This window comes from Stenotrophomonas sp. 2694 (assembly GCF_040548715.1).
GTDB lineage: Bacteria > Pseudomonadota > Gammaproteobacteria > Xanthomonadales > Xanthomonadaceae > Stenotrophomonas > Stenotrophomonas indicatrix.
Map to the genome: position 1 here is coordinate 1 of NZ_JBEPSG010000021.1, position 17,756 is coordinate 17,756.

A 17,756-nucleotide genomic window follows, 5' to 3' on the forward strand; every position below is an offset into this window, starting at 1 on the left:
CCTGCAATTTGAAACAAACCTCATATCTATTCATGTAACCCTCGGGGTTGGATCAGGTGTCCAACTCCTGGGGGTCACTTCACCTTGGGGGCTTGGCCGCGGCATCCATGCCGCGGACACCCCCGCCACCGGACCCACCCCGCCTTCGACAGATAGCGGCGCATCGTCGTTTGGCTGTTGGTGGGTGTCGACCTTGGTCGACACGGTAGATCCACGCCATGCGTGGATGAATCTCTGTCAGGCATCGAAAAAACGGATGGAGTCGGATCCCTTTTTCAACGAAAAAGGGCTCTGACCCGAACAACGCTGAATACGGGACACAGTGCCCCTCTCCTGCTGCTATCGCCAATTCACCTTGACCTGTTAACGTGCAGTAATGACCTGTGGCATTCTCCTCGTAACACATCCTGGGGTCGGGATCGCCCTGCTCGACGTGGCGACCCGGCTTCTGCGGCAGTTGCCGCTGAAGACCGAAGCTTTCGAAGTACCGTTCGACGCAGACCTGGATGCTCTGCTCCCGCTCGCCTCGGCCGCTCTGCGGCGGGTCGATGGGGGCGATGGCGTGCTGATCCTGACCGACCTGTACGGCGCCAGTCCTGCCAACCTTGCCGGGCAGCTGGCCCGGTTGGGGACCCCGGTTCGCCGGGTGTCGGCGCTGAGTCTGCCGATGTTGCTGCGGGTGATGAATTATCCGGAACAGGGACTGGATCAACTGCCCGCCACTGCGGCGGCGGGCACCCGTAATGGAGCGATAGTCGACGATGCTTGAACGAGAACTCACTGTGAGCAACCGCCTGGGCCTGCATGCCCGGGCCACCGCCAAGCTGGTGCAGACCCTGGCGCCGTTCCGCTGCAACGTGACCATGGCCGCCAAGGGCCGTGAGATCAACGCCAAGAGCATCATGGGCGTGATGCTGCTGGCGGCCGGGCAAGGCACGCCGGTCACCATCCGCATCAACGGCGAAGACGAAGTCGCCGCGATGGATGCGGTGGTCGACCTGTTCGAGCGTCGCTTCGACGAGGACACCTGAGCGTGCCGCGCGCGCGCGCCGGCCAAACCCCTACCGGCCAACGGCCGGTACAGCTGCTGGCCGGCCACGGCGCCGCCCGCGGCACGGCAATGGGCCGCGCCCGCGTGCGCCTGCCGCATGCACTGGAAGTGGCCGAACAGCGCGTCACCCCCTCCCAGGTTGAATCCGAGCTGGCACGCCTGCATCGCGCCGTGGATGCGGCGCGCACGGAGATGCACGAGCTGCGCCAGCGCCTGCATGGCGCGCTGAACCAGGAAGTGGGCGAGTTCCTCGACCTGCATGCACTGCTGCTGGACGATCCCGAACTGCTGTTCGGCCTGGACGAACTAATCCGCAGCGGCCCCTACAGTGCCGGCTACGCACTGCGCCTGCAGCGCGACCGCCTGGCCAAAGTCTTCGACGGCATGGACGATGCCTACCTGAAGAGCCGCATGGACGACCTCGACCATGTGATCGGGCGCATCCACGCGTTCCTGCAGCCCGAGCGGCCCGCAGCGGTCAAGGGCCTGGCCGGCGAAATCCTGGTCTGCGACAACATCGCCCCTTCCGAGCTGGCCCAGCTGCAGTCGCACGGTGTGGTCGGCATCGTCACCAGCGCTGGCAGCGCGCTTTCGCACAGTGCGATCCTCGCCCGCAGCCTGCACCTGCCGTTGATCGTCAGCGTGCCGCAGCTGCTGAACAAGGTGATCGACGGCGACGTGCTGATCATCGATGGCGCTGACGGCAGCATCACCGTCAATCCGCAGGCTGACAACCTGCGTGATTACCGCGCGCGCCTGAAGGAGCACGCACGCGAGCAGCGCGAGCTCGGCCGCCTGCGCAGCAAGCCCAGCCGTACCCGCGACCAGGTCGACATCGCACTGCTGGCCAACGCCGAATCGCTGGAAGATGTGACCCAGGCGCATGCGCTGGGCGCCCATGGCCTGGGCCTGTACCGCACCGAATTCCTGTTCCTGCAGCGCAACGAGCTGCCGGACGAAGAAGAACAGTTCCAGACCTACCGCGATGCGGCGCTGGGCATGAGTGGCCGGCCGGTGACCATCCGCACCCTCGACCTGGGTGCAGACAAGGCCGACCGCACCGGCCTGACCCTGAGCAACGAGGAAAACCCGGCGCTGGGCCTGCGCGGCGTGCGCCTGTCGCTGGCGCGGCCCAAGGTGGCCGACACCCAGATGCGCGCGATCCTGCGTGCCTCGGCCTACGGCAAGCTGCGCGTGCTGGTGCCCATGGTCAGCACCCGCGACGAACTGCTGGCGGTACGCCGGCGCATGCTGAAACTGGGCGAGCAACTGCGCGCCGAGGGCCACATGGTGGCCGAGCATGTGCCACTGGGTGCGATGATCGAAGTACCCGCCGCCGCGCTGGCGCTGGAGAGTTTCATCGACCTGGTCGACTTCCTGTCGATCGGCACCAACGATCTGGTGCAGTACCTGCTGGCCGCCGACCGCAACAACGAAGCACTGGGCGAACTGTATTCGCCGCTGCATCCGGCCGTGCTGCGCCTGCTGCAGATGGTGATCGAGACCGGCGCACGCCATCGCATCCCGGTGGCGGTATGCGGCGAAATCGCGGGCGACGCACGGATGACCCCGCTGCTGCTGGCACTGGGCCTGACCGAGTTCAGCCTGCACCCGGGCACCCTGCTGGAAGTACGCCGTGCTGTCCGTGATGCCGATCTGGGAGCCCTGCGCGCCCGCGCACCGAAGCTGCTGGGCATGCGTGACCGCCGCGGCATCGAGCGCTGGCTGGCGCTTGTGGCGGACGCGTCCTGACCCCCGCGCTACGCGCTCGCCGGGCACGGCCCGGCGCTACCGCCGCGTGTCACCTTTGGTAGCGCCGGGCCATGCCCGGCGGATTCGATACCGCCGCGTGTCACCTTTGGTAGCGCCGGGCCATGCCCGGCGGATTCGATACCGCCGCGTGCCACCTTTGGTAGCGCCGGGCCATGCCCGGCGGATTCGATACCGCCGCGTGCCACCTTTGGTAGCGCCGGGCCATGCCCGGCGGATTCGGTCTGGAGCAGCAGCCCCTTGTTGTTCAAGGAGCGCGCCGACAGGCGGGGGATGGGGTGGCATGCGTGGACCCCAGTGGCCTGTGGCCAGCGGGGTATGCGCTGAAACATCCCCTTGCGATAATGACGCGCTGAACACCCCTGTTGCCGCATCCTTGCCAGGATCGCGGCTTTTCTTATCCCGCGGGAGCTGCGATGGCTGAGGCCGTACGCCACGACAAGACTGCGCGCCAGCTGCGGATGCTGTCCGATGCACTGGACAGCGGTCGGCTGGGCCCGGTACGTCGTCTGGTCAATACCCTGGCGCCGGCCGAGATCGGCAACCTGCTCGAATCGCTGCCGCCGGGCAAGCGCGAGATCGTCTGGGGCCTGGTCGATCCGGAAGACGATGGCGAGGTACTGGTCCACGTCGGCGACGACGTGCGCGAAAGCCTGCTCGCGGACATGGACCCGGACGAGATCATCGCCGCGGTCGAAGACCTCGACATCGACGATCTGGCCGACCTGGTCGAAGACCTTCCGGACACGGTCATCGACGAAGTCCTCAAGTCGATGGACCGTGAGAACCGCGAGCGCCTGGAGCAGGTGCTGTCCTACCCCGAGGACAGCGCCGGCCGCCTGATGAACCCGGACGTGGTGACGGTACGCGCCGACGTCAACGTCGATGTGGTGCTGCGCTACCTGCGCCTGCGCGGCGAACTGCCGGACCACACCGATCACCTGTTCGTGGTCAGCCGCCGCCACCAGTACCTGGGCCGCGTGTCTCTGGCCTCGCTGGTGACCCACGAAGACACCACCCCGATCAACCGCCTGATCGACGATGAGCAGCCTGCCATCGATGTCGGCGAGAGCGACCAGGAAGTGGCGCGGCAGTTCTCCGACCATGACTGGATCTCGGCGCCGGTGGTGGATGACAACAACATCCTGATCGGCCGCATCACCATCGATGACGTGGTCGACATCATCCGTGGCCAGGCCGAGCACCAGGCGCTGGGCGCCGCCGGCCTGGACGAGGACGAGGACCTGTTCAGCCCGGTCTGGCGCGCGATGCGCCGCCGCTTGATGTGGCTGTCGGTGAATCTGTGCACAGCCTTCTTGGCCTCCAGCGTGGTCGGCCACTTCGAGGGCACCATCGACAAGCTGGTCGCCCTGGCGGTGTTGATGCCGATCGTCGCTGGCCTCGGCGGCAACGCCGGCACCCAGGTACTGGCGCTGATGGTGCGCGGCCTGGCACTGGGCCAGGTCGGCAGTTCCAACGCACGCACGCTGCTGTGGAAGGAAGTGCGGGTGGCCCTGCTCAATGGCGTGGTGCTCGGTTCGGTGCTGGGCCTGATCGTGCTCGCCTGGTTCCACTCGCCCGGGCTCTCGGCCGTGATCGCCATCGCGCTGACCTGCAACCTGTTGTTCGCGGCGCTTGCCGGCGTGCTGGTGCCCCTGGGCCTGAAGCGCTTCGGCTTCGATCCGGCGCTGGCCAGCGGCATCTTCCTGACAGCGGTGACCGACTCGATGGGCTTCTTTACTTTCCTCGGCCTGGCCACCATGGTCCTGCTGCACTGACTGGAACTGCCATGGCAACGACGATCGAAAACTACTTTGCACCGGGTTGGCGCGACCAGCTTCACACCTGTGCCGCCTGCGAGTGGAAAGGCAGTTCGCGGGCAATGGTGATGGAACTGGACGAGGACGCCACCGAGTATGTGTGCCCGGTGTGCGAGAACCCGTTGCTGGTGGTGCTGCACCCGGACATGGCGCAGGTGCAGGCCGCGGCCGCAGGCGGCAATGCCGAAGCACAGGAGCAGCTGGAGATCATCGCCAGCTTCCCGCGCCCGCAGTGATGCGGCGCACGATGCCGGGCCGGTCGCGGCGCACTACCATCGAGGCGACATCGCCCTCATGGGAACCGCCATGCTTCGATCGCTTCTGCGCTGGCTGCCGCTGCTGGCCCTGCTGATGTTGACCGGGTGTGCCAGTACGCCGCCCGGTGCCCGCGGCCACTTCGAGGCACGTGCGGTGAAGGTGGACGGCGACACCGCCTACTACCAGGTGTTCATACCGGCCGCCGCCGCGCGCGCGGCTGGTCCGCTGCCGGTGGTGCTGTTCCTGCACGGCTCCGGCGAGCGCGGCGGCGATGGCGTGAAGCAGACCCACGCAGGCCTGGGCCCGTACCTGCGTCGGCACGCGGCCGACTTCCCCGCGCTGGCGGTGTTTCCGCAGGTTCCCGGCGACGAGGAATGGAGCGGCCGCAACAACCGGGTGGCGATCGCGGCACTGGATGCCACGATCGCCGAATTCGGCGCTGATCCGGCAAGGCAGTACCTGACCGGAATGTCGATGGGCGGCTATGGCAGCTGGAACATCGCGCTGGACGATCCGAAGCGCTTTGCCGCGATCGTGCCGGTGTGCGGTGCGGTGCTGGCACCACGTGCGGTACGCCCTACCCTGTTCGTCGAGCAGGTGGCGAACGAAGCGGATCCCTATGCGGTGATCGCGCAACGGTTGCAGCGCACCCCGATCTGGATCTTCCACGGCGCGCTGGATGATGTGGTGCCACCGGATGATGATCGCCGGCTGCATACCGCGTTCCAGACCGCCGGCGCGCGCGACGTGCGCTATACCGAGTACGCGGAAGGCAACCACAATGCCTGGGATGCCACCTACGCCGACGCGGCGATGTGGGCGTGGTTGTTCGCCCAGAAGCGCTGAGCGCTTGCTCCGGTAGAGGCCAACCTTGGTTGGCCCCATTCTGGTAGATGCCAACCTTGGTTGGCACCAGCCTACCCAAGATCAAGCCATTCCCCGATGTCCGTCGCAAGCGTGTCCGCCCAAGCTTGCGCCATGCAAAACGTCCGCCTCCTGCTCGGCCGTCGCTCCAGCATCGGCCTCAGCTACATCCTGACTACCGTCGTGGATCGCCGCGCGCCCCTGTTCGCCAACGACGCTGCCGCAGCCCTGGCAATCCAGGAATTCCAGAGGCTGGATCAGGAAGGCTTCACCCGCTCGATCGCCTACGTGGTCATGCCCGATCACATCCACTGGCTGCTCGAACTACGCGCGGGAACACTGGAAACCGTCATGAAGCGCTTCAAATCGCGCACGGCGCAGCAGGCAAACCGGTTATTGGGAAGGGGCGGGCGCTTCTGGCAGGCCTGCTACCACGATCATGCGATCCGCTCGGACGAATCGTTGTACCGGCATGCGATGTACCTGATGGGCAATCCGATCAGGGCGGGTCTGACGACGCAGTTGGGGCAGTATCGGCACGCATGGTGCAAGTGGGAGCTCGAGGCCTTGGGTGATCGACCAGAGGCATTCAGCACGGACGGATAGTGCCAACCAAGGTTGGCATCTACCAAAGCAGTGCACGTGCCAACCCAGGTTGGCACGCACCAACGCAGCAATCGGAGGCAATCAACCCAGCAGGGTTTCCAGCACGGCCATGCGTACGGCGACGCCGTTGGCGACCTGGCGCAGCACCCACGACTGCGGGCCGTCGGCCACTTCATCGGTCACTTCCACGCCGCGGTTGATCGGGCCCGGGTGCAGCACGGCTGCGTCCTTGCCGGCGCGGGCCAGGCGTGCGGTGTTCAGGCCGTACTGTGCGTGGTACTGCTCCAGCGACGGCACCAGGCCTTCTTCCATGCGCTCGCGCTGCAGGCGCAGCATCATCAGCGCGTCGACGCCTTCCAGCATCGCGTCGAAATCATCACCGACCACGCAGCCCTTGAGGGTGTCGTCGTCAGGCAGCAGCGACTGCGGGCCACATACGCGGATCTCGCCCACGCCCAGCGTGCGCAGGGCATGCAGGTCGGTGCGGGCCACGCGCGAGTGCTTGACGTCACCGACGATCACCACCTTCATCTTCGAGAAGTCCGGGCCCTTGGCCTGGCGCAGGGTCAGCATGTCCAGCAGGCCCTGGGTCGGGTGCGAGCTGCGGCCGTCGCCGGCATTGACCAGCGCGGTGCCCTCGCCCGCCACCGCAGCCAGCGCCGCCACGGCGCCGTCATCGGGGTGGCGCACGACGAAACCACGCACGCCCATCGCTTCCAGGTTCTTCAGCGTGTCGCAGGCGGTTTCGCCCTTGCGTGTGGACGAGGTGGAGGCGTCGAAGTTCAGCACGTCCGCACCCAGCCGCTGCGCCGCCAGATGGAACGAGCTGCGGGTACGGGTGGAGGGTTCGAAGAACAACGTGCACACCGCCGATCCGCCCAGCACGTGGCGCTTGTTGCCGACACGGCCGACCGCGGCATCGCGGATCTGGCCAGCGCGGTCGAGCAGTTGCACCAGGGTGTCGCGGGGAAGACCTTCAAGCGTCAACAGGTGGCGCAGGCGGCCGGAGTCATCGAGTTGCTGGGCGGTCATGGCGGGGTTCGTATCGTCAGGGAATGGGAATGGCGTCGTCCGGCGACGACAGCCAGCGGTCGATGATCACCGCCGCAGCCACGGCATCGAGTGCAGCCGCGTCGCGGCGACGCTTGCGCCCTTCGGCGCGTTCGACGGCGAAGCGGCGGGCGGCCTCGACCGAGCTGGAACGCTCGTCGATCATCACCACCGGCAGCTTGAAACGTTCCCGCAGCTGGCGGGCAAAGCCCTGCGCGCGCTTGCGGTTGGGCTGGTCCTGGCCGTCCAGGGTCAGCGGATCGCCGACCACCAGGCCATCGGGCTTCCATTCCTTGAGCAGGCGTTCGATCGCCGCCCAGTCGGGGCCATTGCCGTGCACATCGACCACGGCCACCGCGCGTGCATGCGCGGCGAAGGCACTGCCGATCGCCACGCCGATCCGGCGCGAGCCGACATCGAAACCGAGTACGGTGCCATCGCGACGGATGAGGGCCGGCTCAGACATGGCCGCTGTAATCGGTCAGCCGGAACAGATCGACGCCAATGCGCGACGCGGCGCCCTGCCAGCGCTGTTCCAGCGGCAGCTGGAACACCAGTTCGGCATCGGCCGGCACGGTCAGCCAGCTGTTTTCGGACAGTTCGCTTTCCAGCTGGCCGGCACTCCAGCCCGCGCAGCCCAGGGTGACCACGGCATTGGCCGGGCCTTCGCCACGCGCCATCGCCTCGAGGATGTCACGCGAGGTGGTCAGGTACAGGCCCTCACCGACGACGAGGCTGGAATCCCACGCGCGCGCGTCGTCATGGATGACGAAGCCACGCTCGGGATGCACCGGTCCGCCATTGAGCACCGGACGCGCCTGCAGGACGCCATCGCCGGTAGCGATCTCCATCTGCGCAAGCACTTCGCCCAGGGTGTACTCGGACGGCTGGTTGACCAGCACCCCCATTGCCCCGTTCTCGTCGTGCTGGCAGATCAGCGCGACGGTGCGGGCGAAGGTGGCGTCGATCAGCGACGGCAGCGCCACGAGCAGGTGATTGGCGAGGGAAGTCGGCGTTACTGGCATGGGCGCCATTCTAACCGCTGCGACCGGATGCGGGCGCGAAGGGATGGGCTAGGATGGCGCTCTTGCAAGGAGGACGACCCGATGCAGCAGGATGCAACGCTGTCATGGCCCACCCGCAGCATGATCGTGTTGATCGCACTGCTGCAGGGGCTGATGCTTTTCGCGGCCCAGGAACTGGCGGATCAATGGCCGTTCCGGGACATCGGCTGGCGCTACTGCTGGTATGCCTGGGTATTGACCGTGCCCACCGCAGTGGCCTTGACGCTGGTCGATCTGAAGGCCTGGCGCCTGTGGCTGCACGCCGGGTTGGCCTCGTTGCTGGTCCTCGCACTGGCCGCCTGGACCGCCTGGAACCTGAGCGGAGAAACCGCACTGTATGCGGCCGTGCTGCAGGTTCCGCTCTCGATCTGCCTGGCCGTTGCCACGTTCATTGCCCTGCCGTGGTGGCAGTTCCGCCTGCATGCCGGACATTGGCGGGCCGACTATGGCGCGTTGTTCGAACGCGCCTGGCAGAACGGGCTGACCCTGGTGCTGGCGGTGGTGTTCACCGGCTTGACCTGGCTGCTGCTGTGGCTGTGGGCGGCGCTGTTCCGGATGGTCAAGGTCGACTTTTTCCACGTCCTGTTCGGCAGCGATGCCTTCATCGCCTTGGCCACCGGCATGCTGGCAGGCTTCGGCGTGCTGATCGGGCGCACCCAGCATCGCGCGATGCAGATCACCCGCCAGGTGCTCTTCGCGATCTGCCGCGGCCTGCTGCCATTGCTGTCGTTCATCGCGGTGCTGTTCGTGCTGTCGCTGCCGTTCACCGGGCTGGCGCCGCTGTGGGCCACGCGTTCGGCCGCCAGCCTGCTGCTGGTGCTGGCGGTGCTGCTGATCAGCCTGGCCAACGCGGTCTACCAGCACGACGACGGCACCCCGCCCTACCCGGCATGGCTGCGCCGGCTGGTCGAGGCCAGCCTGCTGGCACTGCCGATCTACGCCGGCCTGGCGCTGTATGCGATGTCCCTGCGGGTCAGCCAGTACGGCTGGACCCTCTCGCGCTTCTGGGGCGTGGCGGTGGCAGTGCTGATTGCCGGCTATGCCATCGGCTACGCCTTCGCCGCACTGCGCCGGCAGGGGCGTTGGCTGCATCGGCTTGAGCCGGTCAACCGCTGGATGTGCTGGGCCGTGCTGGCAACCGCACTGCTGGCCATCTCGCCGGTGATCGACCCGGTGCGCATCACCCTGGCCAGCCAGATGAAGCGCCTGCGCGCCGATCCGGCGTTGATGACCGCGGACGCCGCAAATCAGCTGCGTTTCGAGCTGGGCCGTCGAGGTGTGCAGGCGCTGCGCACGCTGCAGAAAGCACCGTCATTGGCGGCCGACACCCGCGCCTCCAGCATCATCGTGCAGGCCCTGGCCCGGCAGAAGCGTGAGTCACGCTGGGATAACGACATCGACGATGGCGTGCGCGACCTCGCCAGCCTGAAGTCCCGGATCGTGCAGGCCAAGGGCACCGCCTCGCCAGCCGATGACTGGTGGCAGGCGGTACTGGACCGTCGCTTGGATGCGGGCGATTGCCTGGACGACGACAAGACCGGCGACAACCGCTGCGTCACCCTGCGCCGTGATCTGGACGGCGATGGCCAAGACGACGTGCTGCTGTGCATGACCAGTCTGTACAGCGGTCCGCGCTGCCAGCTGCACGTGCGTGAACCGGCTGGCTGGAGAAAGGAGGGGGAGGTTTCCTTCCAGGACGTTGACCAGCGCACCTCGGACGGGGCCCCGCAGGCCCTGCGCGACGGCCGCCTGACCATGCAGCCGCCGCGCTGGCCGACGCTGCTGCTTGACGGCGCGGCGGGCCAGCTGGAGATTGATCGCAGCCACGACCGCGCGGAGGCGGCCACACCATGAGCGGATACTGCCGCATCGCCCCGGGCCATCCGGTGCACGAGTACTACCACGCCAATGAATATGGCTTCCCGCAGCGCGATGAGCGTGAACTGTTCGAGCGCCTGCTGCTGGAGATCAACCAGGCCGGCCTGAGCTGGGAGACCATCCTGAAGAAGCGCGAGGGATTCCGCGCGGCCTATGACGCGTTCGACGTTGATCGCGTGGCGGCCTACGCCGAGCAGGACATCGAGCGCCTGCTGTCGGACCCGGGCATCATCCGCAACCGCTTGAAGGTGCTGGCGGCGATCCACAACGCGCAGGTGATCCAGCAGCTGCGCCAGAGCCACGGCAGCTTCGCCGCCTGGCTGGACGCACACCATCCGCGCAGCAAGGCCGACTGGGTGAAGCTGTTCAAGAAGACGTTCCGCTTCACCGGTGGCGAGATCACCGGCGAGTTCCTGATGAGCCTGGGCTACCTGCCGGGCGCGCATGCCGAGGACTGCCCGGTGCATGCAACGCTGCTGAAGCTGGCACCGCCGTGGGTACAGGCAGCGCGCGGCTGATGCGCATCCGCCGGGCATGGCCCGGCGCTACCGGGGCGCGTGGCGCCAGGGCGGGCGATCCGCCGAATGCGGAATCAGACGCCCATGTAGCGGCCCGGGCGGTGGTTGAACATCAGCACCAGGCTGAGCACCACCGCACCGATGGCCGAGTACATCACTTTGGACGGCGACAGCACGAAGAACGCGGCCACCATCAGGCACGCATCGAAGGACATCTGCACCTTGCCGGCGCTCCAGCCGCGGGTGCGCTGCAGGTACACCGCCAGAATGCCGATGCCGCCGAGGCTGGCGCGATGGCGGATGAAGAACAGGATGCCCAGGCCGGACAGCGCGCCCCCGACCAGCGCCGAGTACAGCGGCGCGATATGCGAAAAGTCCGCCCAGCGCGGCAGGATGTCGGTGAGCAGGCCGCAGGCAGTGACCGCTGCGAACGTCTTCAGGGTGAATTCCCAGCCCATGCGGCGCACGGCCACCCAGTAGAACGGCAGGTTGACCAGCACGAACACCAGGCCGAAGTTCCAGCCCATCGAATAGTGCAGCAGGAAGGCCATGCCGGCCATGCCGCCGATCATCAGCCCGCCCTTGGCGAAGATCGCCAGGCCCAGTGAGGCCACGAGCATGGCCAGCACCATGCCCTGCACGTCCTCGGCGACCGAGTGGCGCAGCGCCTTCTCATCGGCGGGGGTGCCGGCAACATCGGGCGGCGGGGTCAGCGGGCCAGCGGTGACCAGGTGGCCGTCAGCGTCGTCGCACGGCGCCGGGCCATGGGATTGGAGGGACATACAGGTGGGGGCACTACGGGTGGGGAGCGGTATTAGACACGATCTGCATGACAGTTGCAGATGAAATCGTTCAGTTGGGAGTTGCGGCGAACGGCGCAGCCCCTCGTGGCTGGTGTACCAACAGCAAAAGCCGCGCTTGGCCGGGGGAGATGGGTTCGCGGGGGACGCCGTGAACCCGTCCTTGGGGACTTGGCCGCGTCTTGCTCGTGTGCGCTGTCCTGCGCACACGGCAAGACCGGGGTTGGGCGTCCTGCCCAACCCGCCCGCGGCATGCCTCGGGCCCATGCCGCGGACCCCCCCGCAGCCTCACCCCACCCGGCCTTGGACAGGTTCCGTGCGCGTCCAGCCACGTAGAGAGAAAAGAAGAGCAGAAGCGGGTCGCTGCGCTCGGTGGAGCGGTTGTCTCAGCGCTGGGTGGCCAGGTGGTGGGCGACCAGGGCGTTTGCATGGCCATGGCCCAGCCCGTGCTCGGATTTCAGGAAGCTGACCAGTTCCATGTGCTTCAGCCCCGGCCGTTTCGCCAGCAGACCCAGCCAATGCGCCACCGGCTGCCCGTAGGTCTTCTCGATGGAAGGAAAATAGGACGCCGGGCCCTTGGGTTTGCTGTCGGTGCTCATGTGCTGCTCCCTGTTGTTTGGAAAGTACCCGATCGACGAACCACGGAACCACAAATCGACATGGCGCATTAACCGACCAGCACCGGCAACACCGGGCACGCATCCACGCATAGCGTGGATCTACGTGTCGACCGAGGTCGACACCCACCAAGAGCAGGCCATGCGGCTCCACAGGAAGCCCGCTGTTGCTGTTGCTCCGGCTGTTGCTGTTGCGGTTGCCGGCCAGCGGCCGGCACTACCGCGGGCGCCGGGCGCGGCCCGGCCGTATCATCCCCTCATGCCGCGTGAAAACCTCAACGACCTGCAAGCCTTCGTCCACGTTGCCCGCGAAGGCAGCTTCACCAAAGCCGCTGCCCAGCTGGGTGTCTCCCAGTCCGCCCTCAGCCACGCCATGCGCGGGCTGGAAGAGCGACTGGGCATGCGCCTGCTGACCCGCACCACCCGCAGTGTCGCCACCACCGAGGCCGGTGCCCGCCTGCTGGAAACCCTGGCCCCGCGCCTGGCCGAGATCGAAGACGAACTGGCCGCGCTGGCCGAGTACCGCGAGCGCCCCGCAGGCACCATCCGCATCAACGCCACCGGCCACGCCGCCGAATACCTGGCCTGGCCCAGGCTGGCACCGCTGCTGCAGCAGTACCCGGACCTGAAGGTCGAGCTGACCACCGATTACGGCTTGGCCGACATCGTCGCCGAGCGCTACGACATCGGCATCCGTCTCGGTGAGCGCCTGGCACGCGACATGGTGGCGCTGCCGATCAGTCCGCCGCTGCGCATGCGCGTGGTGGGGGCACCGTCGTACTTCCGCCGGCACGTGGCGCCGGTGCATCCGCACGATCTGGCCGCGCACAACTGCATCACCCTGCGCCTGCCCACCCATGGCGGCCTGATGCCGTGGGATTTCGGTCAGGATGGCAACGAGCTGAGCATCCGCGTCTCCGGCCAATGGACCTTCAACACCATGGGCATGACGCGGGCTGCGGCGCTGGCCGGCAGCGGACTGGCCTGGCTGCCCGAAGACCAGGTGCAGGCGGCCCTGCTGGAGGGCCGCCTGCAATCAACACTGGATGACTGGTGCCCGCACTTCGATGGCTACTACGCGTATTACCCGTCACGCCGGCACGTCACCGTGGCGATGCGTACGGTGCTTGATGCGCTGCGCGGACCGATGGTGGGGTGAGGCGTGCGGACCAACGGTCTGCACCCACCACAGGACGAGAGTCCGCACCCACCACAGATCGAAAGTCCGCGCCCACCAAAGATCGAAAGACCACACCCAGCACAGGACGAAAGTCCGCACCCACTGCGATCAGCCCTTGGCCTGCGCTGCGCGCTGCGCGTTGTAGCGCTCGCCGACGATGGCGATCTCCTGCAGCGTCTGCGCGATGCGCTCCAGCTCGGCGGGAGACAGCTGCAGGTCGGCGGCGGCAAGGTTCTCTTCCAGGCGATGGATCTTGGTCGTACCCGGAATCGGCACGATCCACGGTGCCTGCGCCAGCAGCCAGGCCAGCGCGACCTGTGCCGGGGTGGCGCCCCGCGCCGCCGCGATCGTGGTGATGCGGTCAACCAGCGCTTGATTGGCGCGACGCGCTTGCACTTCGAAGCGTGGCACGGTGTTGCGGAAATCGTTGTCGGCGAAGGTGGTGTCGGCGTTGATCGCGCCAGTCAGGAAGCCGCGACCGAGCGGGCTGAACGGCACGAAGCCGATGCCGAGTTCCTGCAGCGCCGGCAGCAGTTCGCGTTCCGGTTCGCGCCACCACAGCGAGTACTCGCTCTGCACTGCGGCCACCGGTTGCACGGCATGCGCGCGACGCACCGTGGCGGCACTGGCTTCGGACAAGCCGAAGTGGCGCACCTTGCCCTCGGCGATCAGGTCACGCACGGTGCCGGCCACATCCTCGATCGGCACGTTCGGATCCACGCGGTGCTGGTAGAACAGGTCGATGTAGTCGGTGCGCAGGCGCTTGAGGCTGGCTTCGGCCACCGCACGGATGTTCTCCGGACGACTGTCCAGGCCGGTGTCGACCTGTGCGTCCTTGAAGCCGAACTTGGTGGCGATCACCAGCTTGTCGCGGTGCGGTGCCAGCGCCCTGCCGAGCAGGTCTTCGTTGGTATATGGACCATAGACTTCGGCGGTGTCGAAGAAGGTCACGCCGCGTTCGACCGCGGCGTGCAGCAGGGCGATGCCCTGGCTCTGCTCGACGGCGGGACCGTAGCCGTGGCTCAGGCCCATGCAGCCCAGGCCCAGGGCGGAGACTTTCAGGCCGCTGCGGCCGAGTTCACGTGTCTGCATCGTCGTGCTCCAGTAAGGGAGCGATGACGATACGCCTGCAGGGGCAGCGGATTGAACGACCTGGATGGCAGTCGGTCATGACTGGATTTCATGAATGCCGTCCTGCCATCCATCGCACTGCCGACGGCAGCGGCACCTTCGTTACCGGACCTCTGAAATCTCCACGCCATCCAACCCCTGCGACAGGGTGCGGGCATCGCCGCCCTGGCTGAGCTTGATGCGCAGGCGCACTTCGTTCTGCGAATCGGCGTAGCGCAGCGCGTCCTCGTAGCTGATCTCACCGGCCTGGTACAGCTCGAACAGGCTCTGGTCGAAGGTCTTCATGCCCAGCTGGACCGATTCCTTCATCAGCTCCTTCAGCTTGTGGATCTCGCCGTCGCGGATGTAGTCCTGCACCAGCGGCGTGCCCAGCAGGATCTCCATCGCCACCTTGCGCGAGCGGCCATCCGGCGAAGGAATCAACTGCTGCGCGACCACGCCCTTGAGGTTCAGCGACAGATCCATCAACAGCTGGTTGCGGCGATCTTCCGGGAAGAAGTTGACGATGCGGTCCATCGCCTGGTTGGCGTTGTTGGCGTGCAGCGTGCACAGCACCAGGTGACCGGTTTCAGCGAAGGCGATGGCGTGGTCCATGCCCTCGCGGGTACGCACCTCACCGATCATGATCACATCCGGCGCCTGCCGCAGGGTGTTCTTCAGCGCGGCTTCCCAGCTGTCGGTATCGATGCCGACTTCGCGCTGGGTGATGATGCAGCCCTCGTGCTTGTGCACGAATTCGATCGGATCTTCGATGGTGATGATGTGCCCGGTCGAATTCTGGTTGCGGTAACCGATCATCGCTGCCAGCGAGGTTGATTTACCGGTACCGGTAGCGCCGACGAACAGGATGATGCCGCGCTTGGTCATCGCCAGCGTCTTGATGATCGGCGGCAGGCTCAGCTCTTCCACGGTGGGAATGCGCGTCTCGATGCGACGCAGCACCATGCCGACCTGGTTGCGCTGGTAGAAGCAGCTCACGCGGAAGCGGCCGACGCCGGACAGGCCGATGGCGAAGTTGCATTCGTGGGTCTTTTCGAATTCTTCGCGCTGCGCCGGCGTCATCACATTCAGCACCAGGTCGCGGCTCTGCTGCGGCGTCAGTGGCGTCTGGGTGATCGGCGAAATCTTGCCGTTGACCTTGATCGCCGGCGGCATGCCGGCGGTGATGAACAGGTCCGAGGCGCGCTGGTGCGCCATCAGCTTGAGGAACGAGGTGAAATCGATGGTGGTCGCGGTGGTGTTCACGGCGGGCTCCCAATGGGGCATGTACCAGGAATCGGTCGGTGGAGGAAACAGCGCGGGGCCGGCGACGTATTCGCGCGCCCTGCCCCGCCATTGCCTCGCCTTACTCGAACAGACGCTTGTCCTTGGCGTATTCGCGGGCCTGGTTGCGGGTGATCAGGCTGCGCTTGACCAGGTCCTGCAGGTGCTGGTCCAGGGTCATCATGCCGTACTGCTGGCCGGTCTGGATGGCCGAATACATCTGCGCCACCTTGTCCTCGCGGATCAGGTTGCGGATGGCCGGGGTGCCCACCATGATTTCCCACGCAGCGGTACGACCGCCACCGACCTTCTTCAGCAGCGCCTGCGAAATGACCGCGCGCAGCGATTCGGACAGCATCGAGCGCACCATCGGCTTCTCGCCGGCCGGGAACACGTCGATGATGCGGTCGATGGTCTTGGCCGCCGAACTGGTGTGCAGGGTGCCGAACACCAGGTGGCCGGTTTCCGCGGCGGTCAGCGCCAGGCGGATGGTTTCCAGGTCACGCAGTTCGCCGACCAGGATGATGTCCGGGTCCTCACGCAGTGCCGAACGCAGCGCTTCATTGAAGCCGTGCGTATCGCGGTGCACTTCGCGCTGGTTGATCAGGCACTTCTGCGAGGTATGCACGAATTCGATCGGATCCTCGACGGTGAGGATGTGGCCGTATTCGTTCTTGTTGATGTAGTCGATCATCGCCGCCAGCGTGGTCGACTTGCCCGAACCGGTCGGGCCGGTCACCAGGATCAGGCCCTGCGGCTGCTGGATCACCTCGCGGAACAGCGGCGGGCAGGCCAGGTCTTCCAGGGTCAGCACTTCGGACGGAATGGTACGGAACACCGCACCGGCGCCACGGTTCTGGTTGAACGCGTTGACACGGAAGCGCGCCAGCGACGGGATCTCGAAGGAGAAATCGACTTCGAGGAATTCCTCGTAATCGCGGCGCTGCTTGTCGGACATGATGTCGTACACCAGCGCGTGGACCTGCTTGTGGTCCAGGGCTGGAATGTTGATCCGGCGAACATCACCGTCCACGCGGATCATCGGCGGCAGGCCTGCGGACAGATGCAGGTCGGACGCTTTGTTCTTTACGGAAAACGCCAACAGCTCGGCGATATCCATGAGCGGCTACTCCCCAATAACGGCTTCGACTGGAAGGATCTTTCCCCGGGCGGCAGTATAGCCTCCTGATTGAACGGAACGCGTTACGTGGCCACTCCCCTGCCCCAGATCCTGAGCAACCTGCACAACGCCGCCGCTGCCGCCGGGCGGCCACCGCCGCGCCTGCTGGCGGTGTCCAAGACCCAGCCGGCCGAGGCCGTGGCTGCGCTTGCCGCGCAGGGCCAGACCGCGTTCGGCGAAAACTACGTGCAGGAAGCGCTGGCCAAGATGCAGGAACTGCAGCCGCTGGGCCTGGAATGGCACCTGATCGGCCACCTGCAGTCGAACAAGGCCGAACCGGTGGCCACGCACTTCGACTGGGTGCAGAGCGTGGACCGGCCCAAGCTGGTCGCCGCGCTGGCCCGCTACCGCCCCGCTGAACGCGGCCCGCTGAACGTACTCATCCAGGTCAACATCGATGACGAGTCGAGCAAGCACGGCTGCGCGCCGGACGACGTGGACGCGCTGGCGGCAACCATCGCCGCCGAGCCGAACCTGCGCCTGCGCGGCCTGATGGCGATTCCTGCGCCGTGGCCCGACGCCGAGCGCCGGCGCGACGCGTTCGTGCGCATGCGCACACTTTTCGAGGCGCTGGCTGCCGGTCATCCCCAGGTGGACACCCTGTCGATGGGCATGAGCAGCGACTACGCTGAAGCGATCGCCGAAGGTGCCACCCTGGTGCGCATCGGTACCGCCCTGTTCGGCGCGCGTCCGCGCCCGGCCTGAT

The 17,756-nt window shown here is 66.6% G+C and carries 20 protein-coding genes; 12 read left to right on the forward strand and 8 right to left on the reverse strand.

All coding sequences use genetic code 11. The features are described from left to right. From ABIA73_RS17835 to ABIA73_RS17870, 8 genes are all read left to right on the forward strand, one after another. Nucleotides 1-295: hypothetical protein (locus ABIA73_RS17835; protein WP_354276097.1), on the forward strand; the 295-nt coding region annotated here is incomplete at its 5' end. A gap of 81 nt (nt 296-376) precedes the next feature. Continuing rightward, nucleotides 377-769, forward strand: coding sequence for a PTS sugar transporter subunit IIA (locus ABIA73_RS17840; protein WP_025874023.1), 393 nt, complete (start codon nt 377-379; stop codon nt 767-769). Then, complete coding sequence (locus ABIA73_RS17845) at nt 762-1,031, forward strand: HPr family phosphocarrier protein (RefSeq protein WP_354276098.1); 270 nt, start codon at nt 762-764, stop codon at nt 1,029-1,031. Before ABIA73_RS17840 ends, ABIA73_RS17845 begins: the two co-directional genes overlap by 8 nt. Nucleotides 1,032-1,033: 2 nt before the next feature. Next, complete coding sequence (ptsP, locus tag ABIA73_RS17850; RefSeq protein ID WP_033830522.1) at nt 1,034-2,803, forward strand: phosphoenolpyruvate--protein phosphotransferase; 1,770 nt, start codon at nt 1,034-1,036, stop codon at nt 2,801-2,803. A 434-nt stretch (nt 2,804-3,237) separates the two neighbouring features. Continuing rightward, complete coding sequence (mgtE, locus tag ABIA73_RS17855; protein ID WP_025874026.1) at nt 3,238-4,599, forward strand: magnesium transporter; 1,362 nt, start codon at nt 3,238-3,240, stop codon at nt 4,597-4,599. A gap of 11 nt (nt 4,600-4,610) precedes the next feature. After that, on the forward strand, nt 4,611-4,877 hold the full coding sequence (locus ABIA73_RS17860) for a hypothetical protein (RefSeq protein ID WP_025874027.1): 267 nt from the start codon (nt 4,611-4,613) through the stop codon (nt 4,875-4,877). Between the two features lie 70 nt (nt 4,878-4,947). After that, nucleotides 4,948-5,745 carry a carboxylesterase family protein gene (locus ABIA73_RS17865; RefSeq protein WP_080149500.1) on the forward strand — a complete coding sequence of 266 codons (798 nt, stop codon included), beginning with the start codon at nt 4,948-4,950 and terminating at the stop codon, nt 5,743-5,745. A 132-nt stretch (nt 5,746-5,877) separates the two neighbouring features. Further along, nucleotides 5,878-6,369, forward strand: coding sequence for an REP-associated tyrosine transposase (locus tag ABIA73_RS17870; protein WP_025874029.1), 492 nt, complete (start codon nt 5,878-5,880; stop codon nt 6,367-6,369). An 81-nt stretch (nt 6,370-6,450) separates the two neighbouring features. On the opposite strand, the gene ABIA73_RS17875 is transcribed toward ABIA73_RS17870, so the two are convergent. The 3 genes from ABIA73_RS17875 to ABIA73_RS17885 are packed head-to-tail and all read right to left on the reverse strand — an operon-like array spanning nt 6,451 to nt 8,444. After that, a complete protein-coding gene (locus ABIA73_RS17875) occupies nt 6,451-7,401 on the reverse strand; it encodes an aspartate carbamoyltransferase catalytic subunit (protein ID WP_025874030.1) in 951 nt (316 codons plus the stop codon). Nucleotides 7,402-7,417: 16 nt separating this feature from the next. Further along, nucleotides 7,418-7,885, reverse strand: coding sequence for a Holliday junction resolvase RuvX (gene ruvX, locus ABIA73_RS17880; RefSeq protein ID WP_025874031.1), 468 nt, complete (start codon nt 7,883-7,885; stop codon nt 7,418-7,420). After that, the gene (locus ABIA73_RS17885; RefSeq protein WP_088099852.1) at nt 7,878-8,444 is read right to left on the reverse strand and encodes a YqgE/AlgH family protein; all 567 of its coding nucleotides are present in this window, start codon (nt 8,442-8,444) and stop codon (nt 7,878-7,880) included. The genes ruvX and ABIA73_RS17885 overlap by 8 nt, the downstream gene beginning before the upstream one ends. 81 nt (nt 8,445-8,525) lie before the next feature. Here ABIA73_RS17885 and ABIA73_RS17890 point away from each other — a divergent pair, with 81 nt between their 5' ends. Together ABIA73_RS17890 and ABIA73_RS17895 are read left to right on the forward strand one after the other, a co-directional pair. Next, nucleotides 8,526-10,337 carry a DUF4153 domain-containing protein gene (locus ABIA73_RS17890; RefSeq protein ID WP_354276099.1) on the forward strand — a complete coding sequence of 604 codons (1,812 nt, stop codon included), beginning with the start codon at nt 8,526-8,528 and terminating at the stop codon, nt 10,335-10,337. Then, nucleotides 10,334-10,879, forward strand: a complete 546-nt coding sequence (locus tag ABIA73_RS17895; RefSeq protein ID WP_025874034.1) for a DNA-3-methyladenine glycosylase I — start codon at nt 10,334-10,336, stop codon at nt 10,877-10,879. The genes ABIA73_RS17890 and ABIA73_RS17895 overlap by 4 nt, the downstream gene beginning before the upstream one ends. A gap of 74 nt (nt 10,880-10,953) precedes the next feature. On the opposite strand, the gene ABIA73_RS17900 is transcribed toward ABIA73_RS17895, so the two are convergent. Together ABIA73_RS17900 and ABIA73_RS17905 are read right to left on the reverse strand one after the other, a co-directional pair. After that, nucleotides 10,954-11,661, reverse strand: coding sequence for a YitT family protein (locus ABIA73_RS17900; protein WP_025874035.1), 708 nt, complete (start codon nt 11,659-11,661; stop codon nt 10,954-10,956). A gap of 404 nt (nt 11,662-12,065) precedes the next feature. Next, complete coding sequence (locus ABIA73_RS17905; protein ID WP_033830520.1) at nt 12,066-12,278, reverse strand: DUF4287 domain-containing protein; 213 nt, start codon at nt 12,276-12,278, stop codon at nt 12,066-12,068. A 277-nt stretch (nt 12,279-12,555) separates the two neighbouring features. On the opposite strand from ABIA73_RS17905, the gene ABIA73_RS17910 reads away from it, so the two are divergent. Beyond that, nucleotides 12,556-13,455, forward strand: a complete 900-nt coding sequence (locus ABIA73_RS17910; protein WP_354276100.1) for a LysR family transcriptional regulator — start codon at nt 12,556-12,558, stop codon at nt 13,453-13,455. Between the two features lie 129 nt (nt 13,456-13,584). Here the strand turns inward: ABIA73_RS17910 and ABIA73_RS17915 are convergent, their stop codons facing one another. From ABIA73_RS17915 to ABIA73_RS17925, 3 genes are all read right to left on the reverse strand, one after another. After that, nucleotides 13,585-14,568, reverse strand: a complete 984-nt coding sequence (locus tag ABIA73_RS17915; protein WP_080150841.1) for an aldo/keto reductase — start codon at nt 14,566-14,568, stop codon at nt 13,585-13,587. A gap of 141 nt (nt 14,569-14,709) precedes the next feature. After that, nucleotides 14,710-15,852, reverse strand: coding sequence for a PilT/PilU family type 4a pilus ATPase (locus tag ABIA73_RS17920; RefSeq protein ID WP_025874039.1), 1,143 nt, complete (start codon nt 15,850-15,852; stop codon nt 14,710-14,712). Between the two features lie 100 nt (nt 15,853-15,952). Beyond that, nucleotides 15,953-16,990, reverse strand: coding sequence for a type IV pilus twitching motility protein PilT (locus ABIA73_RS17925; protein ID WP_004147099.1), 1,038 nt, complete (start codon nt 16,988-16,990; stop codon nt 15,953-15,955). Between the two features lie 87 nt (nt 16,991-17,077). On the opposite strand from ABIA73_RS17925, the gene ABIA73_RS17930 reads away from it, so the two are divergent. Then, nucleotides 17,078-17,755 (forward strand): YggS family pyridoxal phosphate-dependent enzyme, encoded by a 678-nt coding sequence (locus tag ABIA73_RS17930; protein WP_100436580.1) that lies wholly within the window; start codon nt 17,078-17,080, stop codon nt 17,753-17,755. The last annotated feature ends 1 nt before the right edge of the window (nt 17,756 follow it).

Coding starts and splice junctions, on each gene's coding strand:
- ABIA73_RS17840 (WP_025874023.1), top strand. CDS start 377: ATGACCTGTGGCATTCTCCTCGTAACACATCCTGGGGTCGGGATCGCC.
- ABIA73_RS17845 (WP_354276098.1), top strand. CDS start 762: ATGCTTGAACGAGAACTCACTGTGAGCAACCGCCTGGGCCTGCATGCC.
- mgtE (WP_025874026.1), top strand. CDS start 3,238: ATGGCTGAGGCCGTACGCCACGACAAGACTGCGCGCCAGCTGCGGATG.
- ABIA73_RS17860 (WP_025874027.1), top strand. CDS start 4,611: ATGGCAACGACGATCGAAAACTACTTTGCACCGGGTTGGCGCGACCAG.
- ABIA73_RS17865 (WP_080149500.1), top strand. CDS start 4,948: ATGCTTCGATCGCTTCTGCGCTGGCTGCCGCTGCTGGCCCTGCTGATG.
- ABIA73_RS17870 (WP_025874029.1), top strand. CDS start 5,878: ATGCAAAACGTCCGCCTCCTGCTCGGCCGTCGCTCCAGCATCGGCCTC.
- ABIA73_RS17875 (WP_025874030.1), bottom strand. CDS start 7,401: ATGACCGCCCAGCAACTCGATGACTCCGGCCGCCTGCGCCACCTGTTG.
- ruvX (WP_025874031.1), bottom strand. CDS start 7,885: ATGTCTGAGCCGGCCCTCATCCGTCGCGATGGCACCGTACTCGGTTTC.
- ABIA73_RS17885 (WP_088099852.1), bottom strand. CDS start 8,444: ATGCCAGTAACGCCGACTTCCCTCGCCAATCACCTGCTCGTGGCGCTG.
- ABIA73_RS17890 (WP_354276099.1), top strand. CDS start 8,526: ATGCAGCAGGATGCAACGCTGTCATGGCCCACCCGCAGCATGATCGTG.
- ABIA73_RS17895 (WP_025874034.1), top strand. CDS start 10,334: ATGAGCGGATACTGCCGCATCGCCCCGGGCCATCCGGTGCACGAGTAC.
- ABIA73_RS17900 (WP_025874035.1), bottom strand. CDS start 11,661: ATGTCCCTCCAATCCCATGGCCCGGCGCCGTGCGACGACGCTGACGGC.
- ABIA73_RS17905 (WP_033830520.1), bottom strand. CDS start 12,278: ATGAGCACCGACAGCAAACCCAAGGGCCCGGCGTCCTATTTTCCTTCC.
- ABIA73_RS17910 (WP_354276100.1), top strand. CDS start 12,556: ATGCCGCGTGAAAACCTCAACGACCTGCAAGCCTTCGTCCACGTTGCC.
- ABIA73_RS17915 (WP_080150841.1), bottom strand. CDS start 14,568: ATGCAGACACGTGAACTCGGCCGCAGCGGCCTGAAAGTCTCCGCCCTG.
- ABIA73_RS17925 (WP_004147099.1), bottom strand. CDS start 16,990: ATGGATATCGCCGAGCTGTTGGCGTTTTCCGTAAAGAACAAAGCGTCC.